The sequence below is a fragment of the Tessaracoccus sp. MC1679 genome, from assembly GCF_014164775.1.
GTDB lineage: Bacteria > Actinomycetota > Actinomycetes > Propionibacteriales > Propionibacteriaceae > Arachnia.
Window position 1 is genome coordinate 174,079 of record NZ_JACJGB010000006.1, and the last position, 24,551, is coordinate 198,629.

The 24,551-nt window shown below is 70.3% G+C and carries 22 protein-coding genes and 1 riboswitch; of the genes, 14 read left to right on the forward strand and 8 right to left on the reverse strand.

Annotation, left to right across the window (positions count from 1 at the left end):
• Nucleotide 1 precedes the first annotated feature (1 nt).
• Entirely contained in the window at nt 2–334 is a 333-nt protein-coding gene (locus tag H5398_RS11425; RefSeq protein WP_182782450.1) for a GIY-YIG nuclease family protein, read from the forward strand.
• Between the two features lie 576 nt (nt 335–910).
• On the opposite strand, the gene H5398_RS11430 is transcribed toward H5398_RS11425, so the two are convergent.
• Genes H5398_RS11430 through H5398_RS11445 form a run of 4 tightly spaced genes read right to left on the reverse strand, consistent with a single transcriptional unit; the run spans nt 911 to nt 4,915 of the window.
• Entirely contained in the window at nt 911–2,431 is a 1,521-nt protein-coding gene (locus H5398_RS11430; RefSeq protein ID WP_182782449.1) for an FAD-dependent oxidoreductase, read from the reverse strand.
• Complete coding sequence (locus H5398_RS11435; RefSeq protein WP_220489358.1) at nt 2,428–3,144, reverse strand: class I SAM-dependent methyltransferase; 717 nt, start codon at nt 3,142–3,144, stop codon at nt 2,428–2,430. Before H5398_RS11435 ends, H5398_RS11430 begins: the two co-directional genes overlap by 4 nt.
• Nucleotides 3,145–3,171: 27 nt before the next feature.
• Nucleotides 3,172–4,191 carry an NAD(P)H-binding protein gene (locus H5398_RS11440; protein ID WP_182800096.1) on the reverse strand — a complete coding sequence of 340 codons (1,020 nt, stop codon included), beginning with the start codon at nt 4,189–4,191 and terminating at the stop codon, nt 3,172–3,174.
• A 1-nt stretch (nt 4,192) separates the two neighbouring features.
• Nucleotides 4,193–4,915, reverse strand: a complete 723-nt coding sequence (locus H5398_RS11445) for a CPBP family intramembrane glutamic endopeptidase (RefSeq protein ID WP_182800097.1) — start codon at nt 4,913–4,915, stop codon at nt 4,193–4,195.
• Nucleotides 4,916–5,056: 141 nt separating this feature from the next.
• On the opposite strand from H5398_RS11445, the gene H5398_RS11450 reads away from it, so the two are divergent.
• Together H5398_RS11450 and lipB are read left to right on the forward strand one after the other, a co-directional pair.
• Nucleotides 5,057–5,800 (forward strand): DUF554 domain-containing protein, encoded by a 744-nt coding sequence (locus tag H5398_RS11450; RefSeq protein ID WP_182782445.1) that lies wholly within the window; start codon nt 5,057–5,059, stop codon nt 5,798–5,800.
• Between the two features lie 18 nt (nt 5,801–5,818).
• Nucleotides 5,819–6,460 (forward strand): lipoyl(octanoyl) transferase LipB, encoded by a 642-nt coding sequence (lipB, locus tag H5398_RS11455; RefSeq protein WP_182800098.1) that lies wholly within the window; start codon nt 5,819–5,821, stop codon nt 6,458–6,460.
• Here lipB and H5398_RS11460 read toward each other — a convergent pair whose 3' ends face one another.
• Nucleotides 6,461–7,393, reverse strand: coding sequence for a DMT family transporter (locus H5398_RS11460; protein WP_182800099.1), 933 nt, complete (start codon nt 7,391–7,393; stop codon nt 6,461–6,463).
• A 58-nt stretch (nt 7,394–7,451) separates the two neighbouring features.
• On the opposite strand from H5398_RS11460, the gene H5398_RS11465 reads away from it, so the two are divergent.
• Genes H5398_RS11465 through H5398_RS11480 form a run of 4 tightly spaced genes read left to right on the forward strand, consistent with a single transcriptional unit; the run spans nt 7,452 to nt 12,113 of the window.
• Nucleotides 7,452–8,387, forward strand: a complete 936-nt coding sequence (locus tag H5398_RS11465; RefSeq protein ID WP_182782442.1) for a lipoyl synthase — start codon at nt 7,452–7,454, stop codon at nt 8,385–8,387.
• Nucleotides 8,388–8,401: 14 nt separating this feature from the next.
• Nucleotides 8,402–9,157, forward strand: coding sequence for a DUF4191 domain-containing protein (locus H5398_RS11470; protein ID WP_182800100.1), 756 nt, complete (start codon nt 8,402–8,404; stop codon nt 9,155–9,157).
• A gap of 3 nt (nt 9,158–9,160) precedes the next feature.
• Nucleotides 9,161–10,918, forward strand: a complete 1,758-nt coding sequence (locus H5398_RS11475) for an ABC-F family ATP-binding cassette domain-containing protein (protein ID WP_182800101.1) — start codon at nt 9,161–9,163, stop codon at nt 10,916–10,918.
• A 52-nt stretch (nt 10,919–10,970) separates the two neighbouring features.
• Nucleotides 10,971–12,113, forward strand: coding sequence for an AAA family ATPase (locus H5398_RS11480; RefSeq protein ID WP_182800102.1), 1,143 nt, complete (start codon nt 10,971–10,973; stop codon nt 12,111–12,113).
• A 9-nt stretch (nt 12,114–12,122) separates the two neighbouring features.
• Here H5398_RS11480 and H5398_RS11485 read toward each other — a convergent pair whose 3' ends face one another.
• Nucleotides 12,123–12,545: an RDD family protein gene (locus tag H5398_RS11485; protein WP_182782438.1), complete on the reverse strand. Its 423-nt coding sequence runs from the start codon at nt 12,543–12,545 to the stop codon at nt 12,123–12,125.
• Between the two features lie 196 nt (nt 12,546–12,741).
• On the opposite strand from H5398_RS11485, the gene H5398_RS11490 reads away from it, so the two are divergent.
• The 7 genes from H5398_RS11490 (at nt 12,742) to H5398_RS11520 (ending at nt 21,919) form a co-directional block, all read left to right on the forward strand.
• Nucleotides 12,742–14,091, forward strand: coding sequence for a dicarboxylate/amino acid:cation symporter (locus tag H5398_RS11490; protein ID WP_182800103.1), 1,350 nt, complete (start codon nt 12,742–12,744; stop codon nt 14,089–14,091).
• Nucleotides 14,092–14,190: 99 nt separating this feature from the next.
• Nucleotides 14,191–14,910 carry an ABC transporter ATP-binding protein gene (locus tag H5398_RS11495; protein WP_182800104.1) on the forward strand — a complete coding sequence of 240 codons (720 nt, stop codon included), beginning with the start codon at nt 14,191–14,193 and terminating at the stop codon, nt 14,908–14,910.
• Nucleotides 14,907–15,689 carry an ABC transporter permease gene (locus H5398_RS11500; RefSeq protein WP_370586115.1) on the forward strand — a complete coding sequence of 261 codons (783 nt, stop codon included), beginning with the start codon at nt 14,907–14,909 and terminating at the stop codon, nt 15,687–15,689. The genes H5398_RS11495 and H5398_RS11500 overlap by 4 nt, the downstream gene beginning before the upstream one ends.
• 117 nt (nt 15,690–15,806) lie before the next feature.
• Entirely contained in the window at nt 15,807–17,228 is a 1,422-nt protein-coding gene (glnA, locus tag H5398_RS11505; protein WP_182782435.1) for a type I glutamate--ammonia ligase, read from the forward strand.
• 171 nt (nt 17,229–17,399) lie between these two features.
• Entirely contained in the window at nt 17,400–18,650 is a 1,251-nt protein-coding gene (locus H5398_RS11510; RefSeq protein WP_182800105.1) for an ATP-binding protein, read from the forward strand.
• A gap of 125 nt (nt 18,651–18,775) precedes the next feature.
• The gene (locus H5398_RS11515) at nt 18,776–20,920 is read left to right on the forward strand and encodes an MMPL family transporter (protein WP_370585714.1); all 2,145 of its coding nucleotides are present in this window, start codon (nt 18,776–18,778) and stop codon (nt 20,918–20,920) included.
• 33 nt (nt 20,921–20,953) lie between these two features.
• Nucleotides 20,954–21,919: an MDR family oxidoreductase gene (locus H5398_RS11520; RefSeq protein ID WP_182800106.1), complete on the forward strand. Its 966-nt coding sequence runs from the start codon at nt 20,954–20,956 to the stop codon at nt 21,917–21,919.
• A gap of 515 nt (nt 21,920–22,434) precedes the next feature.
• Here H5398_RS11520 and H5398_RS11525 read toward each other — a convergent pair.
• Together H5398_RS11525 and H5398_RS11530 are read right to left on the reverse strand one after the other, a co-directional pair.
• Nucleotides 22,435–23,457, reverse strand: a complete 1,023-nt coding sequence (locus tag H5398_RS11525) for an ABC transporter substrate-binding protein (RefSeq protein ID WP_182800107.1) — start codon at nt 23,455–23,457, stop codon at nt 22,435–22,437.
• Nucleotides 23,454–24,293, reverse strand: a complete 840-nt coding sequence (locus H5398_RS11530; protein ID WP_182800108.1) for an ABC transporter permease — start codon at nt 24,291–24,293, stop codon at nt 23,454–23,456. The genes H5398_RS11525 and H5398_RS11530 overlap by 4 nt, the downstream gene beginning before the upstream one ends.
• 85 nt (nt 24,294–24,378) lie before the next feature.
• Nucleotides 24,379–24,511, reverse strand: a riboswitch (FMN riboswitch).
• Nucleotides 24,512–24,551 lie beyond the last annotated feature (40 nt).

Sequence of the window (24,551 nt, forward strand, 5' to 3'; positions counted from 1 at the left end):
CATGCCATTCACCTACATGCTCCAATGCTCCGACGGGAGCTTCTACGTCGGGTCGACCTGGGACCTCGGGGAACGGGTCACGCAACACATGTCGGGTCGTGGCGCCACGTACACCAGCCGTCGGCGACCCGTGCGCCTCGTCTGGGCCCAGGAGTTCGAGCGAATCGATGAGGCGTTCAACGTCGAGAAGAAGATTCAAGGCTGGGGCAGGGAGAAGCGGATCGCGCTGGTTGAAGGTCGGTACGGCGACTTGCCCGGCTTGGCTCGCAAGGGTCGCCAGACTCAGCCGTGTGAGATCTCGGATGGGGCGCGCGCACGTCTCGATTCCGACTGACGGTGCCGAGAGGCTGCCGGACCGCTGCCGGGTCACCGTTGACCCGGTGCTGGGGTCTTGCTGGAGGGTTGCGTCGGGTTTCGACGCGGGCTGCGCCGCTAAGCGGCTTTGCCCGGCTCAACCCAAGTCGACGCGGGCTGCGCCGCTCCGCGGCTCGGCCCGGCTCAACCAGCGGGAAGGTGCGGCTCTGCCATCCCGCTGGTTGAGCCAGCTACGGCGCGAAGCGCCCGCTGCTGCGTCGAAACCCATCGCATCTGTCAGCGATGTCCTGAGCACATATGTCAAGCGATGTCCTGAGACATCACCCAGAGTCCTGCTGGAGGCCTGCGTCGGTTTCGACGCGGGCTGCGCCGCTTCGCGGCTTGGCCCGGCTCAACCAGCGGGAGGGTGCGGCTTTGCCCGGCTCAACCAGCGGAGAAGGGTGCGGCTTGGCCCGGGACTCCGAAAATGCCCCGTCGCGCCTAGTCAGCTCGATGAGTCGAATCGGCATTCTCCGCCCTGAACGGGCGCCCCGCCCGGGGAGACCATGACTCAATCAGCGGAGGGTGCGGCTCGGCCCGCTCGACCCAGAGAGGGTCAGCGGCGGGGCCAGCGGCCCAGTAGCCCCTCCATCGGCACCGTCCACAGGTCGTGGCCGGCCGCGCCCCACCCCTCGAGGAGGGCGTTGGCCGCCAGGAAGCCTGTCGTGGCCGCCCGCTCCATCAGTGCCACCGGGTACTGGCAGCGGACCCAGTCGCCCGCCAGCACCAGCCGCGGCGACGGCGTCCTCACGCCTGGGCGGTCCGCCCACCTGCCCGGCCCGATCAGCGTGCAGTCGTCGCGCACCAGCACCTCGCGCTCCAGAACGCCGGCCGCGGCCGTCTCCGGGAAGATCCGGTGCAGTTCCTCCTCCAGCCTCGCCGCGACCCCCTCAGCCGCGCCCGGATCAGACGCCACCGCCGGGTCCGCGGCGTAGGCGTGCAGCTCGACGACGGAGCCGCGGTGCTCCGTCGCCCAGTCCGCGGCGCCCTTCTCGAAGCGCTCCAGCACCGAGACGTTGTCCAGCGGCCCGTAGCCGGAGGTGCCGACGAACGCCGGGCGCGACGCGTCCACCGGGGTGTCCAGCCACAGCCGCACCACAACGAACGGCGGCGCGTTGACCGTGCCCGCGACGCGTCGCTGCCACGCCCCCCAACTGCTGCCGGCCAGGTCCGAGATCAGCTCCCGGCTGGTGCGTGGGTCCGTGGCGAGGACGACGGCGTCGTAGGTGCTCGCCTCCCCGTCGATCACCACAGTGGTGGCGCCCTGCCCGATGCCGATCGCCTCGACGTGCTGGCCGACCCTGATGTCCACCCCGCGACCCGCGAGGTAGCGGCCGAGGGGCGCCCACAGGGCGGTGTCGTAGTCGTCGACGGGCACGTCGAAGAGCAGGCCCTCGGCCGATCCCATGAAGTAGGTGTGGAACATGGCCACCAGTTCCCCGGCGCCGAACTGCGACGGGTCGGCGAAGAACGACCGGGCGAACACCTCCAGGGCCAGGTCGCGGGCCGCCTCCGGGAAGCGCAACCTGTCCAGGAAATCCGCGGCGGACTCGCCGTCGTAGGCGGAGTAGGTCTCGGGGAACTTCACCCGGAGCAGTTCCATGGCCGCGGGCACGTTGACCTTGGCCAGCGTGCGCGCGCTGAACGCGGGGCTGCGCCACACGAACTGCATCACGGAGAACGGCGGCGTGGTGGCCAGCCCGGTGAAGGAGTCCCGCATCCCGTCCGGGCGCTGCAGCGGGTAGTCCTCGATCGGCACCAGCGAGTTCAGCTGCGGATCGATGCGCCGCAGCAGCCCGCGAAGGTTGTAGTACTGCCGGAAGAACGCGTGGAATCCGCGGCTCATGGTGCGGCCGTCGTCCAGCGGCCATGCCGCCACCCGCCCACCGAGGCGGTCCGAGGATTCGATGAGCGTGACCTGCACCCCGCGCTCGGCCAGCCCGGCGGCGGCGGCCAGGCCTGCGATCCCTCCGCCGACGACCGCGACCGACTTCGGCTCCCCCACCCGCGACACTCCCAGCGGGCCCGGATGTCGGACGGCCCGCTTGTCGCGGCCGGGGTAGGTGGTGGTGCTCATGCATGCTCCTCGGGCTTGCGGGCGACGAACGTGTGGAGGATGCCGCGCTGCCATCCGGAGGCGGTGCGGTGCGCGATGTCGACGAACCCGGCCCTGGTGAGCCGGTGCGCGAAGCGGTCGACGGAGTCGAAGTCGCGGACGCTGCGCCACAGGTAGCGGTAGAGGTCCACGTCGCGGTCCACGACGGTGCCCAGCGGAATGATCACGGCGCGGCACACCGCGTCCCAGACGCGCCTGGCCCGGTCGTCGCCGGCCACCGAGTACTCCTGGACGACGAGCCAGCCCCCGGGGCGCAGCAGCTGGAACACCTCCGTGACCGCGCGGTCACGCGTCATGGGCGGCACGTTGCGGAAGAGGTAGCAGGTCAGGATGCCGTCCCGGTCACCGCCGACGGCGTCGAGGTCCAGGGTGCCGGCCACGGCCTGCTCGAAGCTGACCCCGCTGGGCCACTGCTTGCGCCCGGCCTCGGCGAGCATCCCCGAGGACGCGTCGAGGCCGAGGATCTCCGTGCCCTCGGGGGCGGCACCAACCAGCGCCGCCGTCGAGGCACCGGAGCCGCAGGCCAGGTCGATCAGCCGCAGCCGGGCATCCCCGCCCACCCGCTCGACCAGCGCCGTGGCGGCGCGCCTGAGCTCGCGGTGGTACCCGGGGTTGAGGGCCACCATGAGGTCGTAGTGCCCCGCGCCCCGGTCGAACGCCTCGGTCGTGGTCACGCTTCCAGCCCTGTAATGGTCGTGCATTCAACGGCCTCCATTCCTACGTCGGATCAGGCTACTCGCGGCAGCGACCACGAGGGCCAGAGCGAGCAATGCGACCCCGAGGCGCGCGTAGGTGCGGCGGGGACGCGCCGGATCCACCTCCGCGGTGGCCTTCCGGACGGCGTCGTCGAACCCGGTCAGCCCACCCGGGGGGTCCCCGAGCAGGCCGGCGGCGTCGTCGTCGCTCTTGACGGCGTCGTGGATGAGGCTGCCCACCAGCGGCCTGGCGATCGCGGAGTCCACGGGGGTCACCAGACCCACCCACAGCGAGGCGAGGCGGGGTGTGAGGACGGGGAGCGTGACCACGAACGGCGGCTGCAGCCCGGTGGCCGTGGCGTAGCGGTGCATCATCTCCACATAGGTGAGCACCTCCTCCATCCCGACGTCGATGGCGCGGTTGACGTCTGGCTGGAGGTCGGCGGCGCGGACGAGGTAGTGGATGACGTCGTCGACGGCGATGGGCTGGATGCGGTTGCGCAGCCACTTGGGCCCCACCGCCACGGGGAGCCGCTCGGAGAGGTGGCGCAGCATGTCGAAGGACGCCGACCCCTCCCCCAGCACCACGCCGGCCTGGAGGACCGCCGTCGGCACCCCTGAGCCGAGCAGGATCTCACCCACCTCCACCCGGGAGGCCATGTGTTCCGAGAGCTTCCCCTCCGGGTGCAGTCCGCTGAGGTAGACGATCCGCTCCACCCCGGAGACCAGTGCGGCGGCGGCGAAGGTCTCGGCGAGCTCGCGGTCACGCCGGCGGTAGTCCCCGCGACCGTCCATCGAGTGCAGCATGTAGTAGGCCACCTCCACCCCGTCCAGCGCCCGGAGCACGTCGGAGGTGCGGGTGGCGTCTCCGGCGGTGACCTCGACCCGGTCACGCCAGGCGGGCGCGAGCTTCCCGGGGTTGCGCGACAGCACCCGGACCCGCCACCCGGCGTCCAGGAGCGCGGGGACGAGCCGGGCGCCGACGTGGCCGGTGGCGCCTGTGACGAGTGCGGTGCGGGTGGACATGTCAGCCTCCAAGGGACAACAACGGTGGGAGCAGGATCAGCATGCCCAGTGACCAGGTCAGGTGGGAGGCGATCGGCCCGAGGACCCCACCTGTGACCCTGCGTTGGGCGGCGGTGAGCAGGCCGAGGCAGACCGCGGCGAAGGTGAGCAGCGGGACCCCCGTGAACAGCGTGGACGCGGCATACAGGGCGGTGGAGCCGACGGCGTTGAACCGTCGGTCCAGCGACGCGTAGACGGCGCCCCGGAAGAACAGCTCCTCGGCCACCCCGTTGACGGCCGTGACGAGCGCCACGAGCCAGAGCGACCCGTAGCGGGCGTAGTCCAGCAGGTCCTCGACGGGGGCCGAGAGGACGGGGATCCGGTTGACGACGAGGGCGCCGGCGAGGAAGACGGCGAGCAGTATGAGCCCCAGCAGGAAGCCCTGCAGCGCGCCCCTGCTGCGGCCACCGTCGCGGGTGCGCCCCTCCCCGAGGTAGAGGGGGCCGGAGACGAACGCCCCGAGGATCCAGAGCGCCGCGACGCCGAGTGTCGCGGCGTAGAACTCGGGCGCGCCGGGTTCGATGGAGAGCGCCAGACCCAGGGCGACGGCGCCCAGGACAACCGTGACCCCCACCACGATCCGGCGACGGCGGCGCACGGCAGGCGTCTCCGTGCGGATCCGCTCGACGGGGTTGACCAGGGCGGCGGTCAGGAAGGCGCGCGGTTCGTGCAGGAATCGGCGCACGGTCCCCTCCTTCTCCCGCCGGTGCCCACAGCCTAAACGTTAAACAAAGTTTGAACAACTCGTCCGTGGCTGGTGGACAGCCCTCCCCCAGACTGGCACGGATCGACCCCCACGTAGGGCGGGAACGCCGGATCTGATTGGATGACAGGCGTGTTCATCGGGGTCGGGACTGTCGTCAACGTCATTACCGTGGTGGTCGGCGCCCTCCTCGGGATAGCCCTGGGCAACCGGATCCCCGAGAAGACCAAGGACACCGTCACCTCCGTGCTCGGCCTGGTCACCCTGGTGCTCGGCGGACTTTCTGTGGTGGCCATGGGATCGGAGGCGCTGCGGCACGAGGTCGACGGCGCGGCGATGCTGATCGTGCTCGCGTCGCTGCTCGTCGGGGCTCTGCTGGGGTCCTGGCTGCGGGTCGAGGACCGCCTCGAGCAGGGCGCCGCCTGGCTGCGGGGGCGCTTCACCGCCTCCGGGGATGCGGCGCGGTTCGTCGACGCCATGGTCACCTCCACGCTCCTGTTCTGCGTGGGTCCCCTCGCCATCCTGGGCTCGCTGTCCGACGGGCTGGGTCGCGGCGCGGACCAGCTGCTCGTCAAGTCCGTGCTGGACGGCTTCGCGGCCATGGCGTTCGCCTCCACGCTGGGCTGGGGAGTGCTCGCCTCAGCCGGGGCGGTGGCGCTCATCCAGGGGTCGCTGACCGCCGTCGGCTACTTCGCCGGCGACGTGCTGAGCACCGCACAGGTGGACGCGCTGACCGCCACCGGCGGCGTGGTGCTGCTCGCGCTCGGGCTCAGGCTGCTCAACCTCAAGCAGATCCCCGTCGGCGACCTGCTGCCCGCGCTGCTGCTGGCCCCGCCCCTGGTCTCACTCACCGCCGCCCTGTTCTGAGCGGTTAGCATCGGGCCCATGTTCACGTTCGACGATCGCGGCCTGGGCGAGTCCCTGGCCGACTACCAGGAGACCTGGGACCGGCAGCGCGCCCTGCACGCCGCGGTCGCGGGCGGCGCCCCCGGCCAGGTCCTCTACGTCGAGCACTCCCCCGTCTACACCGCCGGCCGCCGCACCACCGCCGAGCAGCGCCCCCAGGACGGCACCCCGGTCATCGACGTGGACCGCGGCGGGCTGATCACCTATCACGGCCCCGGCCAGCTCGTCGGCTACCCGATCGTGCAGCTGCGGGAGGGCGTCGGCGTAGTGGACTACGTGCGCGCCCTGGAGGCGGCCGTCATCGAACTGCTCACCGGCTACGGGCTGACCAGCGGCCGGGTCGAGGGCCGCACCGGGGTGTGGCTGCCCGCCGACGGGGATCGGCCTGAGCGCAAGATCTGCGCCATCGGCGTGCGCGTGGCCAGGCGCACCACGATGCACGGCTTTGCGCTCAACGTGCTGAGCTCGGCCGAGCGTTTCAGCAACATCATCGCCTGCGGCATCGCCGACGCGGGGGTGACGTCGATCGTCGAGGAGCTGCCCGGCCAGTGGAGCGTCAAGGCAGTGGCAGACGACCTGCGCACCCCCCTGACACGGGCCCTGGACCCGATCCTCGGCTGATCACTCGACGGCGTGCGGAGGCGCGGCCGCCCGTCGCGACGACAGCACCACCGCCGCCAGCAGCAGCGCCGCGCCGACGAGCCCGGCGGCGCTGAGGCGCTCCCCCAGCACCAGGAACGCCAGCGCGGCCCCGGTCAGCGGCTCCAGCAGCGCCACCATCACCCCGGTCGTCGAGCTCTGGGTGCGAAGCCCGCGCAGGTAGGCGAGGTAGGCGACGGCAGAGGGGATGAGGCCGAGAGCCACCACAAGTGCAACGCTCGCGGGCGTCGGAACGAACCAGACGCTCTGGCCGGCGACGGTGGCGGCGCCGAGCACCACCAGGCCACCGAGGAGGAAGGCCAGGGCCGAGCCGGTGGCGTCGTGGTAGTCCGCCACCGGACGGGCGCCCAGCAGGCTGATGACCGCGAACGCCGCCCCGGCCACCAGGGCCAGCCCCGCCCCCCAGAGCGCATCGGCCACCGACACCCCCTGCGGCGGCGCACCCATGAACAGGGCCAGGCCGACGGCGGTGAAACCCAGCGCCAGCGCCAGCGGCCGCGTGAGCCGCTGCCGGCCCGTCGCGAGGTCCACCACCAGCACCATCACGGGCGCCGAGCCGACGGTGACCAGCGTGGCGATGGACACGCCCAGCAACCCCACCGCGCTGAAGAAGCCGAACTGGTACACCGCCGAGCACGCGGCCATCGCCGCCACCCGCCTCCACCCGGAGCGACGGCGCGGCCACCGCACGCGGCCGGTCAGCGCCACCGCGAGCATGAGCAGCAGCCCGCCGACGAGGATCCGGTAGCCGGCGACGGCCAGGAATCCCAGCCCGGAGGTGCCGCGCAGGAGGGTGCCGAGCGTGCCGGAGGTGCCCCAGGCGACGCCGGCGACCACCAGGGCCGCGACACCGGCGGTCACCGGGCGGGTCGAAGTGGCGGGGCGCGTGAGCACCCGCTCAGGCTAGCGCCACGGCCGGGGCCCTCCCGGCGGCAGCGGGTAGGCTGTGCGGGTGACCGCAGTGCAGCCCGATGGACGTCGACTCCTCCGCGTGGAGTCGAGAAACGCCGAGACCCCGATTGAGCGCAAGCCGAGTTGGATCCGCACCACCGCGAAGATGGGCCCCAACTACACGGACCTGCAGAAGATCGTGCGCGACGGTGACCTCCACACCGTGTGCCAGGAGGCCGGCTGCCCCAACATCTACGAATGTTGGGAGGATCGCGAATCCACGTTCCTCATCGGCGGGGATCAGTGCACCCGCCGCTGCGACTTCTGCCAGATCGAGTCCGCCAAGCCCGAGAGCTACGACCCGTCGGAGCCCCTGCGGGTGGCCGCGTCGGTGAAGAAGATGGGCCTTCGCTACGCCACCGTCACCGGGGTGTGCCGCGACGACCTCCCCGACGAGGGGGCCTGGCTGTACGCGGAGACCATCCGCCAGATCCATGCGCTCAACCCGGGGGTCGGCGTCGAGATGCTGGCGCCGGACTTCTCCGGGCGCGCCGAGCTGCTCGGGCAGCTGTTCGACGCCCGCCCCGAGGTGTTCGCGCACAACGTCGAGACGGTGCCGCGGATCTTCAAGCGCATCCGTCCGGGCTTCCGCTACGACCGCTCGCTGCGGGTGCTGACTATGTCGCGGGAGGCCGGCCTGGTCACCAAGTCCAACCTCATCCTGGGCATGGGCGAGACCCGCGAGGAGATCAGCCAGGCGCTGCAGGACCTGCACGACGCGGGCGCCGAACTGATCACCATCACCCAATACCTGCGCCCCAACGCCACGCTCCACCCGATCGACCGCTGGGTCACGCCGGAGGAGTTCGAGGACCTGGCGGAGGAGGCGCGCGGGATCGGATATTCTGGCGTGCTGTCTGGTCCTCTGGTCCGCTCCTCGTACAGGGCGGGACGCCTGTACCGGACGGCGATGGACGCGCGCATCACAATCGGCTGAGACGGAGACACACGATGGCCAGCGAGAGAGCCAAGGCGCTAGCTGAAAAGCAGAAGGCCGAGCTGAAGGCCGCCAAGGCGGCCAAGAAGAACTCCACAGACCCCAAGGACTGGGGCTGGTGGAAGCAGCTCCGCGAGACCTACAAGGTCACGGTCAAGTACGACACGGTGCTGCCGTGGCTGATGCTGGCCGGCTTCCTCGTGCCCTGGGCTGCGCTGCTCATCCTCGGCTTCGTGCTCAACGCCCCCCTCATCTGGGGCATCGTGGGCGTCTCCGCCGGCATGCTCGGGGCGCTGTCGATCTTCACGTGGCGGGCCCGCAAGGCCGTCTACCGTCGCTTCGAGGGCCAGGCCGGCTCCGCGGAAGTGGCGCTGCAGATGCTGCCCAAGCAGTGGATCTCCACCCCCGTCATCACCGCGACCCGGAGCCTCGACGCCGTGCACCGCACGCTCGGTCCCGGGGGGCTGGTGCTCATCGGCGAGGGCGAGCCCGGCAGGCTGAAGCCGCTGCTGGCCAGCGAGAAGAAGAAGCACGAGCAGGTGGCCTACGGCGTGGACGTCACCATCATCCAGATGGGCAAGGGCACGGGCCAGGTGCCGCTGGACAAGCTCGCCGATCAGATCAAGAAGCTGCCCAAGAAGCTGTCGCCCGCCAAGATCACCGAGGTCAACCAGCGCCTCCGCGCTCTGGACGCCATGCGCCCCAAGGCCCCCATTCCGAAGGGCCCCATCCAGACGAAGGGCGCCCGGTCCGCCATGCGCGGCCGCTGACGCGTGGCGAACCTGGTCAACCTCGAATCCGTCACCCACGGCTTCGGGACGCGCATCCTGTTGGACTCCGTCTCGCTCGGCGTCGGCGCCGGTGAGGTGATCGGCGTGGTGGGCCGCAATGGAGATGGCAAGACCACCCTGCTACGCATCCTCACCGGAGACCTGGAGCCGGACTCCGGGCGGGTCACCGTCACCGGCAACGCCTCCATCGGTGTGCTGACGCAGGCCACCGTCGGGCAGGACTCGCAGACGCTACGGGACTGGATCCTCGACGGGGAGCCGGATCACGTGTGGGCGGCGAACGCGGAGAAGCGCGCCGTCGTCGAGGCACTGCTGGCGGACATGGAGCTGGACCGCCGGCTGGACACGCTGTCCGGCGGCGAGCGCCGACGGGTGGGGCTGGTGGCCGTGCTACTGGGCCACCACGACCTCATCGTGCTCGACGAGCCCACCAACCACCTCGACGTCGAGGCCATCGCGTTCCTCGCCACGCATCTGCAGGCCCGCACCAGGTCCGGGCTGTCCATGCTGGTAGTCAGCCACGACAGGTGGTTCCTCGACGCGGTCTGCACGCGCATCTGGGAGGTCCACGACGGCGTGGTCGACGGCTACGACGGCGGCTACGCGGCCTACGTGCTGGCGAGGGTCGAGCGGCAGCGGCAGTCGGCCGCCAACGAGTCGCGGCGCAAGAACCTCGCTCGCAAGGAGCTCGCCTGGCTCCGGCGCGGCGCCCCGGCCCGGACGTCGAAGCCGAAGTTCCGCATCGAGGCAGCCAACGTGCTCATCGCCGACGAGCCCGAGCCACGCGACAAGCTGGCGCTGCAGCAGTTCGCCGTGACGCGCCTGGGCAAGGACGTGTTCGACCTCATCAACGTCACCTACGCCATCCCGGACCGGACGCTGCTGGACAAGTTGACGTGGTCGATCGGGCCCGGGGACCGGATCGGGCTGGTGGGCGTCAACGGCGCCGGGAAGACCACGCTCCTGGATCTGCTCGCGGGGTTCCGGGAGCCGGACAGTGGCAAGGTCAAGCGCGGCAAGACGCTGCGGTTGGGCTTCCTGTCGCAGACGGTCGGTGAGCTGGACGACGCGGACCGGGTCCTCGATTCGGTCAAGCGCCTCAAGGAGGAGACGAAGCTCGCCACCGGGCGCGAGGCCACCGCGTCGTCGCTGCTGGAGGAGTTCGGGTTCACCGGGGACAAGCTGGTGGCACGGATCGGGGACCTCAGCGGTGGCGAGCGCCGCAGGCTGCAGTTCCTCCGTCTCCTTCTCACCGAGCCCAACGTGATGATCCTCGACGAGCCCACCAACGACCTGGACATCGACACCCTCACCATCATCGAGGACTACCTCGACAGTTGGCCCGGCACCCTGATCGTGGTCAGCCACGACCGCTACTTCCTCGAGCGGATCACCGACTACACCTACGCCCTGCTGGGCGACGGATCGTGCGCGCTGCTGCCGGGTGGGGTCGAGGAGTACCTGGAGCGTCGCGCGAGGGCCAAGGCCCCCGCCCCGACAGCCGGACAGGCTACGCCCGGGTCGCCGTCGGACGCTGCGGCGGAGCGCCAGAAGAAGAAGGACCTGGCCCGGATCGAGGGACAGTTGGAGAAGGCTGCGGCGTTGATCGAACGGCTGCACGCGGACATGGCCAAGGCCGGGACGGACTTCTCGCGGTTGGCGGCCCTGGACGCCGAACTGCGCGACGCGGAGGCCCGGCACGAGCGCCTCGAGGAAGCCTGGCTCGAGACGGCCGACTGACCCACCCGTCCGGCCCTGAAAAGCGTCGGGGGAGCCGCCTAGGGTGGCGGGCATGTATCGCACCCTCGCCGTCGCCGGATACCGGTCGCTGCGCGACGTCATCGTCCCCCTGGGGCGCGTCACCGTCGTCACCGGCGCCAACGGCTCCGGGAAGTCCAGCCTCTACCGCGCGCTCCGGCTGCTCGCCGGCTGTGCACTCGGGGACGCCGTCGGCTCGCTCGCCCGCGAAGGCGGCCTCAGCTCAGCGCTGTGGGCGGGCCCCGAATCGTTGGCGGGGGCGCGCCGGGGCCACGCCGTCGAGGGGACCAGGCGCGCAGGGCCGGTGTCGCTGCGGCTCGGCATCGGCTCCGATGCGCTGTCCTACCTCATCGACCTCGGGCTGCCCGTCCCCGGCCGGTCGGCCTTCGACCGCGACCCCGAGATCAAGCGCGAATCGGCCTGGGCCGGGCCCGTCATGCGGCCCGGCACCATGGTGGCCAAGCGCCTTCGGGCCGGGGTCATGATCCGCGACGACGGCCCCTGGACCGAGTTGCCCTTCCACCTCCCCACCCACGCGTCGATGCTGGCGGACGTGCCCGAGCTGCGCCCACTCCGCGACGACCTCGCCGCCTGGCGCTTCTACGACGCTCTCCGCACCGACGCCGACGCCCCGGCCAGGCAGCCCCGCGTCGGCACCCGCACCTGGGCGCTGGCCTCCGACGGCTCGGACGTGGCCGCGGCGCTTCAGACCATCATCGAGCGGGGGAAGGAGCCCCTGCACGAGTCGGTCGAGGACGCGTTCCCCGGCAGCAGGGCGGGGATCGAGGTGCGCGACGGCGTGTTCGACCTCACCCTCCAGCAGCCCGGAATGCTGCGCCCCCTCCGGGGCGCCGAACTCTCCGACGGCACCCTGCGCTACCTGATGTGGCTCGCGGCGCTCCTGGCACCCAGCCGGCCGCCACTGATGGCCATCAACGAGCCGGAGAACAGCCTCCACCCCAGCCTGATCTCTCCCCTGGCCCGGCTGATCGCCCGCGCCGCCGTCGACGCGCAGCTCGTGGTGGTGACGCACTCCCGGCCGCTGTTGGAGCAGCTCACCGAGGCCGTCCCCGCTGAGCACCTCGAGGTGGTGGAGCTCGGCAAGGATCTCGGGGAGACGATGGTCGAAGGCCAGGGACTGCTCAGCCGTCCGACGTGGGAGTGGGGCCGACGGTGAACCCGCGGATCAGCGGCGGTTGACCACCACGGTGCCCAGCAGCAGGTCCGTGAGCGCCCGGCGCTCGGCGCCCACCACGATCGCAGGCACCACCATGCACTTCATCGCGGTCCGCGCCACCGGGCGCCACCACCCGAGCGGCTGCCCGTCCAGGCGCGTGATCCCGATCCGCGCGATCAGCTGCCCGAATGATCCGCCGGCCAGGGCGGTCAGCACGCTGGCCTCCACGAAGTAGACGGCCAGGATCAGGAACGACTCCCCCTGGTAGCCGGTCATCACATCCATCCCGAAAAGGCCGATCGCCACGATCATGCTCGCCGCCCAGTCCCCGATCATGGCCGCCACCCGCGCCCGCCACGACGCCAGCGACCCTGCGCCGGACTCCGGAAGCCCGAGGGTTGAGCCGGGGTACTCAGCGGGGGTCGTCGTCACGGGCGGCAGCCTAGCAGCGACCGCCGGGTCTGCCCTCGGCGAACGAGGTTGGTCCCCACCCGGTGGGCGTGGGAGGGTGAGCCCATGCCTTTGCTCGTCGTCCGCCTGTGGGTGGACCTCTGCCGCGTCCAGGTCGGCAGCTGTCGCTGAACGCGCAGCGCCAACCCGCCACACCCCCAGCAAAGGAATTCCCTTCATGTCAACAGCCACGTCTGAGCGCGCCCTCGAGGCGACGCCGCAGCCACGCAAACCCTTCTACACCAACCTCGGCTTCCAGATCGTCGTCGGCCTCATCGTCGGCCTGGTTCTCGGCCTGATCGCCGTGGCCATCGGCCCCGACGGCGAGGAACGCAACTGGCTGGCCACGCTCCTCTCCGAGGTGGGCAACGCCTACGTCAGCCTGCTCACGCTCCTGGTGGTCCCGCTCGTCGTGACCGCCGTCATCTCCTCCATCTCCCGACTCCGTGAGGTGGCCAACGCCGCACGGCTGGCCGTCCAGACGCTCGTCTGGTTCGCCATCACGGCTTTCGCCAGCGTGGTTGTCGGCATCGCGGTGGGGCTCCTCTCCGCGCCCTGGCTGACCGCCGGCGTCAACGGGGAGGCGGCCGCCGAGCCGAGCCGCGTGGGCTCATGGTCGGCGTTCCTCCTCGGGCTGATCCCCAACAACTTCCTCGGCCTCGGCGTCCGCATCTCCGGCGACCCCGAGGCGGGCTTCACCGCAGCCGCCAACTTCTCGGTCCTCCAGGTCCTCCTGATCTCAATCCTGTTCGGCGTCGCCGCGCTGAAGGTGGGCGACAAGGCCGCCCCGCTGGTCGGGTTCATGGAATCCGCCCTCTCGGTCATCCAGAAGGTCCTCTGGTGGATCATTCGGTTGGCGCCCATCGGCACCGCGGCGCTGATCGGCAAGGCTGTCGCCACCTACGGCTGGACCTCTCTCGCCTCGCTCGGCTCGTTCGTGGTGGCGCTCTACATCGGGCTCATCATCGTGTGGGCGGTGGTCTACCCCGCCATCCTCAAGGCTCACGGCCTGAGCGTGCGTCAGTTCTACCGCAACGTCTGGCCCGCGATCTCCCTGGGCTTCGTGACCCGTTCGTCGATGGGCACCATGCCGGTCACCGAGCAGGTGGTGGAGAGGAACCTGGGCGTCGCGCGCCAGTACGCGAGCTTCGCGGTGCCGCTGGGCGCAACCACCAAGATGGACGGCTGCGCCGCGGTCTTCCCTGCGCTGGCCTCGATCTTCGTGGCCCAGTTCTACGGCATCGACCTGGGCGTCACCCACTACCTGCTGATCGCGTTCGTCGCGGTGCTTGGGTCGTCGGCCACAGCCGGCACCACGGGCGCGACGGTGATGCTCACACTGACGCTGTCCACCCTGGGCCTGCCGCTGGCCGGGGTCGGCCTCCTGCTGGCAGTGGAGCCCATCGTCGACATGGGCCGAACGGCGCTCAACGTCACCGGCCAGGCGCTGGTGGCCGCAGTCGTGGGCAAGCGCGAGGGCATCCTCGATCAGGCGACCTACGACGCCGAACCCCAGTTCAGCGCCTGACCCGCACCTCGCGCCCCGTCCTCCACCCAGGGGCGGGGCGTCGGCGCGTCGTTCCGCCCCGGACGCCGCGGCCGCCGGCGCGGGAGTAGATTCCGGGCCATGGCACATCCCGCCGCGGAGGCCCGCGGCCTCGTCGTCCATCGCGCCAGGAACGAGATCCTGCACGGGCTGGACCTGACCCTTGCCCCCGGCTCGGTCACCGGCCTCTTCGGTCCCTCCGGCTGCGGGAAGACCACCTTGATGCGCGCCATGGTGGGCGTCCAGAAGATCACCTCCGGCACGCTGAACCTGTTGGGGCTGCCTGCCGGTGACCCGCAGCTGCGCCGTCGCGTCTCGTACACCAGCCAGTCGCTGAGCATCTACCGCGACATCTCCGTGCGCGCCAACGTCCTCCTCTTCGCCCGCCTCCACGGCGCCCCCGACGAGGCCGCCGACGACGCGATCGCCTACGTGGAGCTGTCACACCTGGCCGCCAGGCGCGTCGAGACCCTCTCCGGGGGCGAGGCCAGCCGCGCGTCCCTGGCCTGCGCCCTCGTCGGGAAGCCGGAGGTGCTGATCCTGGACGAGCCCACCGTCGGCCTCGACCCGCTGACGCGGGAATCGCTGTGGGAGCACTTCCGGATGCTCGCCTCCTCCGGGACCACCCTGCTGGTGTCCAGCCACGTCATGGACGAGGCCACCCGCTGCGACTCGGTCCTGCTCATGCGCGAGGGCCACTTCCTCGCCAGCGGGCACATGGACGAACTGATGGCCGCCAGCAGCGCCGCGACCCCCGAGGCCGCGTTCCTGGCGCTGGTCCGACGCGAGGTCGCGGCGTGAACGGCCCTCGGCACGCGGCCCCGCGCAGCCGCGTGGCACCGTTGGCCACCGTCGCCCGGATCCTGGCCCAACTGCACGCGGACCCGCGCACCATCGGCCTGGTGATGGTGCTGCCCATCGTGTTCATCTCGCTCCTGTACTACGTGATGATCGACCTCCCCACCCCGCCCGGGGCGCCGACGGCGTTCGACACGATCGGGCCGACGATGCTGGCCGTGCTGCCGATGATGCTGATGTTCCTGGTCACCTCCATCGCCATGCTGCGCGAGCGCACCACCGGAACCCTGGAGCGGCTGCTCACGACGCCGCTGAGCCGCTGGAATCTGCTGGCCTCCTACGGGCTGGTGTTCGGCGTGCTCGGCGTGGCCCAGGCCTCGCTGCTGGCCACGTTCGTGCTGGGCGTGTTCGGCGTGGACATCGAGGGTCCCCTCTGGGTGCTGCTGGTGATCACCCTGCTCGACGCCCTCGTCGGGGTGTCCTTCGGGCTGCTGGCCAGCGCCTACGCCCGCACCGAGTTTCAGGCGGTGCAGTTCATGCCGATGTTCATCGGGCCCCAGATCTTCCTGTCCGGGCTCTTCGCCCCCGTCGATCTGATGCCCGACGCGCTGGCGGCGGTCGCGCGCGTCCTGCCCATGACGTGGGCCGCCGAGGCGGTCCTCGATGTGACCGGCAACGCCGAGGTGGCCTCCAGCACGTGGGTGGGCATCGCGCTGCTGGCCGCTCTGGTGATCGGGATGCTGGTGATCGCCGCGGCGTCGATGCCCCGCCAGACCCGCTGACGGCCCTCAGTTCCGGAAAAGCTGTAACAGCGCTGTTACTCATCGGCAACTGACGGACAAGTTTTTCCCCGTATGGTCTCATTCAAGACATCCCGACACGTGAGGAAAGATCCGCCCATGTTCCAAGGCGCAGACGACCTGCTGGCTTACGTCAAGGAAGAAGGCATCGAGACCATCGACGTCCGCTTCTGCGACATTCCCGGGGTCATGCAGCACTTCACCGTTCCTGCCGGCTCGTTCGGCCCTGAGGTGTTCGAGGAGGGACTCAACTTCGACGGCTCGTCCATCACGGGCTTCCAGAAGATCCACGAATCGGACATGTCGCTGCTGCCGGACCCCACCACCGCCTACGTGGATCCCTTCCGCAAGTCGAAGACCCTCAACGTCAACTTCTTCGTCCACGACCCGCTGACGAAGGAGCCCTACTCCCGCGACCCGCGCAACATCGCGCGGAAGGCGCAGGCGTACCTGGCCTCCACCGGCATCGGTGACACCGCCTTCTTCGCGCCCGAGGCCGAGTTCTACGTGTTCGACGACATCCGCTTCGAGACCACGGCCAACTCGTCGTACTACCACATCGACTCCGAGGCCGGCGCCTGGAACACCGGGCGCCTCGAGGACGGCGGCAACCGCGGCTACAAGGTCAAGTACAAGGGCGGCTACTTCCCCGTGGCGCCCGTCGACCACTTCGGCGACCTCCGCGACGACATCGTCCGCCACATGGAGGCCGCAGGCCTCGAGGTTGAGCGCGCGCACCACGAGGTGGGCACCGCCGGCCAGGCCGAGATCAACTGGCGCTTCGACACGCTGCTGAAGTCTGCCGACGACGTGATGAAGTTCAAGTACCTCGTCAAGAACACCGCGTGGGCCGCCGGCAAGACGGCCACGTTCATGCCGAAGCCCATCTTCGGCGACAACGGCTCCGGCATGCACTGCCACCAGTCCATCTGGAACGAGGGCGTGCCCCTGTTCTACGACGAGAACGGCTATGCCGGGCTCTCGGACATGGCCCGCTACTACATCGGCGGCCTCCTCAAGCACGCCCCCGCGCTGCTCGCCTTCACCAACCCGTCGGTGAACTCGTTCCACCGCCTGGTCCCCGGCTTCGAGGCCCCGGTCAACCTGGTCTACTCGCAGCGCAACCGCTCGGCCTGCATCCGCATCCCGATCACGGGCTCCAACCCGAAGGCCAAGCGCATCGAGTTCCGCTGCCCGGACCCGTCCTCGAACCCGTACCTGGCATTCGCCGCCATGCTGCTGGCCGGCATCGACGGCATCCAGAACCGGATCGAGCCGATGGCCCCGATCGACAAGGATCTCTACGAGCTGCCCCCCGACGAGCACGCCCAGGTTCCGACGGTGCCCGCCTCGCTCGGCGCGGTGCTGGACGCCCTCGAGGCTGATCACGAGTTCCTGCTCGCCGGTGACGTGTTCACCCCGGACCTGATCGAGACGTGGATCGAGCTCAAGCGAGCCGAGATCCAGGCCATCGCGATGCGCCCGCACCCGCACGAGTTCGAGCTGTACTACGCGCTCTGATCCGTAGCCCCTTGAGAGTGGCCCCCGTCCTGCACCGCAGGGTCGGGGGCCTCTGCCATTCACGCTCGGATGCAGAAGGTGATGCATATATTGGATTCAATCCATGCAGGATTGCTGTTTCAGCATATGCGATTTTAAGAGTTCATTCTAGGCAAAAGCTAGACTGGACTCATGTGCAGCTACAGACCACGCGTCGCTGACGGCGAACTCGCCCACCTGCGACGGGCGTTGGGGGCCATCCTCATAGAGGGCCCGAAAGCCTGCGGCAAGACCGAAACCGCCTCCCAGGTCGCCAGGACGGTGATCCAGTTCGACAAGGACGACACCGCTCGCGCCCAAGTCTCCTTGGATCCTGATGCGCTGTTCACGGGCGAGCCGCCGATCCTCTTCGACGAGTGGCAACTTGAGCCCACCATCTGGAACCGCGTCCGTCGTCAGGTCGACGACCGTCATGCCAAGGGGGAGTTCATCCTCACTGGATCATCGCGCCCCCGGGATGACGCAAGCCGCCACTCAGGCGCGGGACGCTTCGCAGTCCTGAGGATGCGCCCCATGAGCCTGTTCGAGTCGGGACACTCCAACGGGTCCGTCTCGTTCGCCGCACTCCTGTCAGGGGAGAGGCAACCCGGCGTGGGCACACACCTGACATTCACGGACCTGCTCAAGAGAATCGTCGTCGGTGGCTGGCCCGAGATCATCGACTGGGCCGAGGAGGATGCTCGTTCCTGGCTGAACGGATACCTTGACCAGATCGTCGAAACGGACATCCCTGCCATGGGGCCACGTAGGAATCCGCGCAACCTGCGGAGGCTGTTAGCCTCACTGGCCCGCAGTGTGGGTCAACCTGTGAAGCTGTCCGAGTTGGCGAGGGACGTGGGCGGCGACGCCGGACCGATCGCGCACGAGACGATCACGGGCTACATCGACGCACTTGAGCGACTCCGCCTCATCGACGACTCCGAAGCGTGGCGACCCCACATGCGCTCTCGGACACGACTTCGCGCGGCTCCCGTCCGCTACTTCGTCGACCCCTCACTCGGTCCGGCGGCACTTGGCATCGGCTCGGCTGAACTGCGCGCCGATCCGCGGGCCACCGGGTTCCACTTCGAAGCCCTTGCCATTCGTGACCTCCGAATCTTCGCCCAGCCGCACCGCGGCACGGTTGAGTCCTGGCGGGACTCCAACGGCAACGACGTCGATGCCATCGTCTCGATCCGCGACAACAAGTGGGCGGCCTTCGAAGTCAAGCTGAATCCACGCGACGTCGACGCAGCAGCTGCGTCGTTGTTGCGTTTCGCAGCCAATGTCGACAGGGACCGTCACGGCGAGCCGGCCGCACTCGGGGTCATCACCAGCACTGGCGCTGCGGGACGTCGCGATGACGGTGTCCATGTCATCCCCGTGGGGTGTCTGGGTCCTTGACGAGGAAGACATGGCAGCCCGCAGCCGAGCGGGACACGCCACGGCCTCTTCTCACACTCGACATCAACCGTTCGGCCGACCCCGCGACACTCCACTCCCCCGCCCCGCGACCCTAGGCTGAGCGCGTGTCCAAGACCCGTCTCGCGCGCATCGCGATCCCCGTTGCCCTCATCCTGATCTGGCTCGTCGGCGCCGCTGTGGGCGGACCCTACTTCGGCCGCATCGAGGAGGTGGCCACCAACGACCAGTCGACGTTCCTCCCCACCAGCGCGGAGGCCACGATCGTCAGCGAGCGCTACCTGGACTTCGTGGACAGCTCCACCATCCCCGCCATCGTCCTGTTCACCTCCGACGAGGCCCTGACGCCAGAGACGCTCACCGAGCTGGGCGAGCGAGCCGCGGCGCTGGCCGACGTCGAGGGGGTGGAGGAGGTCTCCCCCCTCATCCCGTCCGAGGACGGCAAGGCCGCGCAGGTCTTCGCCGGCGTGGACTCCGACGGCGAGATCGCCGAGGTCGTCACGCTCCTCCGCGAGGACTTCGCCGAGGGGCTCCCCGACGGCGTCACCCCCTACGTCACAGGCCCCGCGGGGTTCACCGCGGACATCACCGAGGCCTTCAGCGGCATCGACGGGCTGCTGCTGGTCGTCGCCCTTGCCGTGGTGCTGGTGATCCTGCTGGTGGTCTACCGCTCGCTCATCCTGCCGTTCGCGGTGCTGCTCACGAGCATCTCCGCCCTCGCCGTCGCGCTGCTGGTCAACTGGTGGCTGGCCAAGGCGGGCATCGTCACCCTGACCGGACAGACGCAGGGCATCCTGTTCATCCTCGTCATCGGCGCGGCCACCGACTACTCGCTGCTCTACACCGCGCGCTACGCCGAGGAGCTGAAGCGGCGCGCGTCGAAGGCCGACGCCACCCGGACCGCGCTCAAGGGGGTCATCGAGCCGGTGCTGGCCTCCGGCGGCACGGTCATCGCCGGCCTCATGTGCCTGCTGCTGAGCGATCTGGGCTCCAGCCGCTCGCTCGGCCCCGTCGCGGCCATCGGCATCGTGTTCGCGATGCTCGGCGCCCTCACGCTGCTGCCGAGCATGCTGTTCCTCATGGGCCGCGCCTCCTACTGGCCACGCCGCCCCCGCTTCGACCCCAACCGCGGCGACGACACCCAGATGACCACGGGCATCTACGCGAAGGCGGCAGGGCTGGTGTCGCGGCGTCCCCGGACCGTGTGGATCGCGTGCGCGATCGCGCTGGCAGCCGGCGCCGCGTTCGTGCCCACGCTCAAGGCCGACGGCGTCCCCCCGAGCGAGTTCGTGCTCGGAGCCTCCGAGGCCCGCGACGGCCAGGTCGCGCTCGCCGAGCACTTCCCCGCCGGGTCGGGCAGCCCCGCCCGCGTCCTGACCGACGAATCCCGGCTCCAGGAGGTGACCGACCTGCTTCTGGCCAACGACGGCGTGGACTCGGTCTCCGTGATCGCCGCCGACTCGCCCGCCGGCACCGCGCCGGTGACGTCCGAAGGCATCCAGCCGCTGGGCCCGCCCGGAACCCCGGCCCCGGCACCGTCCGTCAGCGACGGTCAGGTCCTGCTGCTCGCCACTCTGACGGACGCGGCCGACAGCGACGCCGCGTCGGACACGGTTCGCGCCCTCCGGCTGGACCTCGACGGCGCCGCCCAGATCGGCGGCGAGACGGCCACCAACATCGACACCCGCGACACCTCCATCCGCGACCGCAACGTCATCATCCCTCTGGTGCTGGTGGTGATCCTGCTGATCCTCATCCTGCTGCTGCGCAGCATCCTGGCGCCCGTGGTGCTGATCCTCACCACGGTGCTGTCCTTCGGCACCGCGCTGGGCACCGCCGCGCTCGTGTTCAACCACGTCCTGGACCTGCCGGGTGCCGACCCGTCGGTGCCGCTGTACGGGTTCGTGTTCCTGGTGGCGCTGGGGATCGACTACAACATCTTCCTCATGACAAGGGTCCGCGAGGAGTCGATGATCCACGGCACCCGCGAGGGCATCAAGCGGGGCCTGGCCGTCACCGGTGGCGTGATCACCTCGGCGGGCCTGGTGCTGGCCGCCACCTTCGCCGCCCTCGCCGTCCTGCCCATCCTGTTCCTCATCCAGCTTGCGTTCATCGTCGCGTTCGGCGTCCTCATCGACACCTTCCTCGTGCGGACCCTGCTGGTGCCGGCGCTGGCCTATGACATCGGCCCCGCCGTCTGGTGGCCGGCAAAGCTGAAAGCCGACCAGGCCGCGCACGCCAAGCTCGACTGACCGCGGCCGTCCGGGACCACTAGGGTGATGGCCATGCGTGGAATCGTGGTGCGGGACGACGGTGTGGCCCTCGAAGAGGGCTGCGAGGAGCTGCTGGGCGACGAGGGCGTCCTCGTCGAGGTGGTGTACTCGGACCTCAACTACAAGGACGCCCTGGCCGTCACCGGGCGGCCGGGCGTGGTGCGTCAGCGGCCGCTGATCGCCGGTGTGGACATGGTGGGCCGCGTCGTCGAATCGCCCGACGAGCGCTGGGCCCCGGGAGAGTGGCTGATCCTCAACGGCGCCGGCCTGTCCGAGACCAGGCACGGAGGGTACGCCACCCTGGCCAGGGCGGACGCCGAGCTCGCGGTCCGCGTGCCGGACGGCCTCACCCCGGAGCGCGCCGCGGCCCTCGGCACCGCCGGCTACACGGCGGCGCTGGCGGTGCTGCGGCTGGTGATGGAGGGTGCCTCACCCTCCGACGGTCCGGTGCTCGTGACGGGTGCGACGGGGGGCGTGGGGTCGATCGCGACGATGCTGCTGGCGTCGGCCGGCTTCGATGTCGCGGCGTCGACGGGGCGCCCCGACGAGTTCGGCGGCTACCTCCGGGAGCTGGGCGCGGACACGATCGTGGCCAGGGACGAGCTCGCCACGCCGGGGCGGCCGCTCCAGAAGGCCACCTACGTGGGCGTGATCGACTCGGTGGGTGGCCAGATCCTGGCCAATGCCATCGCGCAGACTCAGCCTCACGGCGTGGTCGCGGCCTGCGGGTTGGCGGGCTCCTCCGAGCTGCCGGCCACCGTGCTGCCGTTCATCCTCCGCGGAGTGACGTTGGCGGGGATCGACTCTGTGTGGGCGGACGTGGAGGACCGCGCCGACGCCTGGCGTGTGCTGTCGCGGGGGGTCGACACGGACCTGCTGGACTCCATGACCACCCGGATCGGGCTCGACGGTGTGATCGCGGCCGGCGAGGACCTGCTCGCCGGGCGGCGCCACGGCCGCACCCTCGTCGAGCTCTGACCATCGTTCCCTGAGGAGTCGACCCGCCGAAGGCGCGTGGGCGTCTCGAAGGGTCGAATCGCAACCTGACAACCCAGTCTCGCTCAAAGGTCACCACACAACCCTTCGAGACGGCCGACGGTCGCTCCGCGACGCCGACCTCCTCAGGGACCGATTGCGACGGCCGACGGTCGCTCCGCGACGCCGACCTCCTCAGGGACCGATTGAGACACGGCCGATGCGTCCCCACAAGGGAGGGTGACGGCAGGGCGGCACGGCGCAGTGATGCCCACCCCGACGATCGCCGAACTGGCGTCCCGCCCAGGCAGACCCGCACCGGGGCCGCCCTGCCGGCACACGCCCGAAGGTGACAACGCCACATCGGGACCAGCGCGGAGCCGGGAGACGCTGCCCGGGCAGCCCTCAACCACCCAGCCCCAGCGCGACAGGCAGGTGCCGATGCGGGCCAACCACCAGGGGCTGCCCGGGCAGCGGCTCACGTCTCCGCGCACCGTAGGCAGGTGGAAAGAGAACAATCAGGCGAGGTCGATGTAAGGGTTCGCCGGGGCCTGCTCGATCACGCCCACCTCGACGAGGAACTCCGCCATCCGGCCGAACGCCGCGACATCCAGCGACACGTCCACCTCCCCGTCCCTGGTCCACAGCCCCGTCGTGGCCTCCAGCACCCGGGCCGCCGACTCCCGCTGGGCGGGGTCCGCCAGGGCAGGCACCTGCTCGGCGGTGGCATCCAGCGCCGCCTCCGGGTCCGCGATGACCGCCTCCTGCGCCTCGCGCATCCCCGCCGCGACCGCCGCGAGCACGTCGTCGGGCACCTCGGTGCCGACGGTGACCAGGCTCGGCCCCACCAGCCGCGGCGACGCCGGGTCCGAGATCGGGATCGAGATCACGGGCTCGCCCTGGGCCTGCAGCTGCACCAGTTCGTTGTTGCGGAATCCCATGATGAAGTCCACCTGGCGGGCGGCCAACGCGCTGAGCTGCGTGTAGCCGATGTCCATCAGCTTGACGTCGGCCTCGGTGAGGCCGGCTTCGTGCATGGCGGCCAGAGCAGCGTAGTAGCTGGAGCCGAAGTGGCCGGGGATGCCGAGGCTGCGGCCGGCGAGCACGGTCAGCCCGTCGTCGGCCGACAGCCCCAGCCCGGCGCCTCCCATCACCTCAAGCGGGTAGGTCTGGTAGCTGGTGGCGAACGTGCGCAGGTCCTGCCCGTTGGCGGCCGCCACCATCGCCTCGTCGGCGGAGGCGAACACGACGTGCTCCTCGCGGGCCAGGACGGCGCCGAACACGTCCTCCTGCTGCCCGTGGTGACGCAGCGTCACGTCCAACCCGTGCTTGGCGAAGATGCCCTGCGCCACACCCAGGTAGAAGGCGCTGAACTGCACGTTGGGAATGTAGGTGAGGCCCACGGTGAGCGTGCCGTTGGCGAGCATGCTGCCGCTTGCGGTAGGTGTGGGGGTGGCTTCGGGCTGGGAGGAGCAGGCGGCGAGGCCGGCTGCGCCGGCCACGGCGAAGCCGCCGAGGACGAGGGATCGTCGGGTGATCATGTGGTTTCTCCTTGGAGTCTGGCGACCGCGGCGCGTTCAGCGACGAGGACGAGGCCGTGCAGGGTCAGTGAGGTGAGGCTGATCCAGGCGACGACGGCGAACAGGCCCGCTGTGTCCGCCGCCTCCCTGGTGAGGGTGAGGAGCGTGCCCAGTCCGGCGCCGCCCATGACGAGTTCCCCGACGACTGCGCCGGTCATGGTGAGGACCACGCCGCCGCGGACGCCGGCGAGGATGGCGGGGGCCGCCATCGGTCCCTCGACGTGGATCAGCCGCTGCCAGGCGCTGGCGCCGTCGAGCAGCGCGTTCTCGACCACCCGCATGTCGAGGGATCGGAGTCCCACCACCGTGGTGGTGATCATCGGGAAGAACGCGATGATGGCGCACAGCACCGCGATGGGCACGGTGCCGTAGCCGATCCACAGCACCAGCAGCGGCGCGATGGCCACGAGCGGAATGGTCTGCGAGATGGCGACGAACGGCTCGACGACGGCGGCCAGGAGCCGCGAGTGGGTGATCACCACGCCGAGCGGGATCGCCACGGCGATGGCCATGAACGCGCCGAGCAGGGCGGCTCCCAGGGTGGGGGCGAGGTAGCGCCAGGCCACGCCGGTGGTGGCCTGGGTCACCATCCGCGCCACCACGTCGACGGGGTTGGGCAGATAGACGGGGGCGACGAGACCGGTGGCGGTGACAGCCCACCACAGCAGGCCCACCAGCGCGAAGGAGACGAGCGTCGTCCGCCGCCGCCCCGCTGCGGGCCGGGTGCGGGCAGGGTAAGCGGACCACACGCCGAGATGCGCGAGGGTGCGCGCCCGTCGCCGCTCCTGGATGGTCATCGTCCCGGTCCTTCGTCTCAGGTCCCGGGGTACGCGCAGGCACGACGGCTGAATGCGCGCACGAAAGTGCGCACGCCGTCGCGCACGCGTGTTCCTCCCATCCAGACTTTGACTGTCGGTCTCGGAATTTCACCGAGTCAACCCTTCGGCCCTGATGGGCCTCGGGGGTCGCGGACTATCACCGCCGGTTCGGACTTACACCGACCCCGGAACACGTTTGCACAGATGGTAGCACCGGAGAACCGGCACACCGCCGCC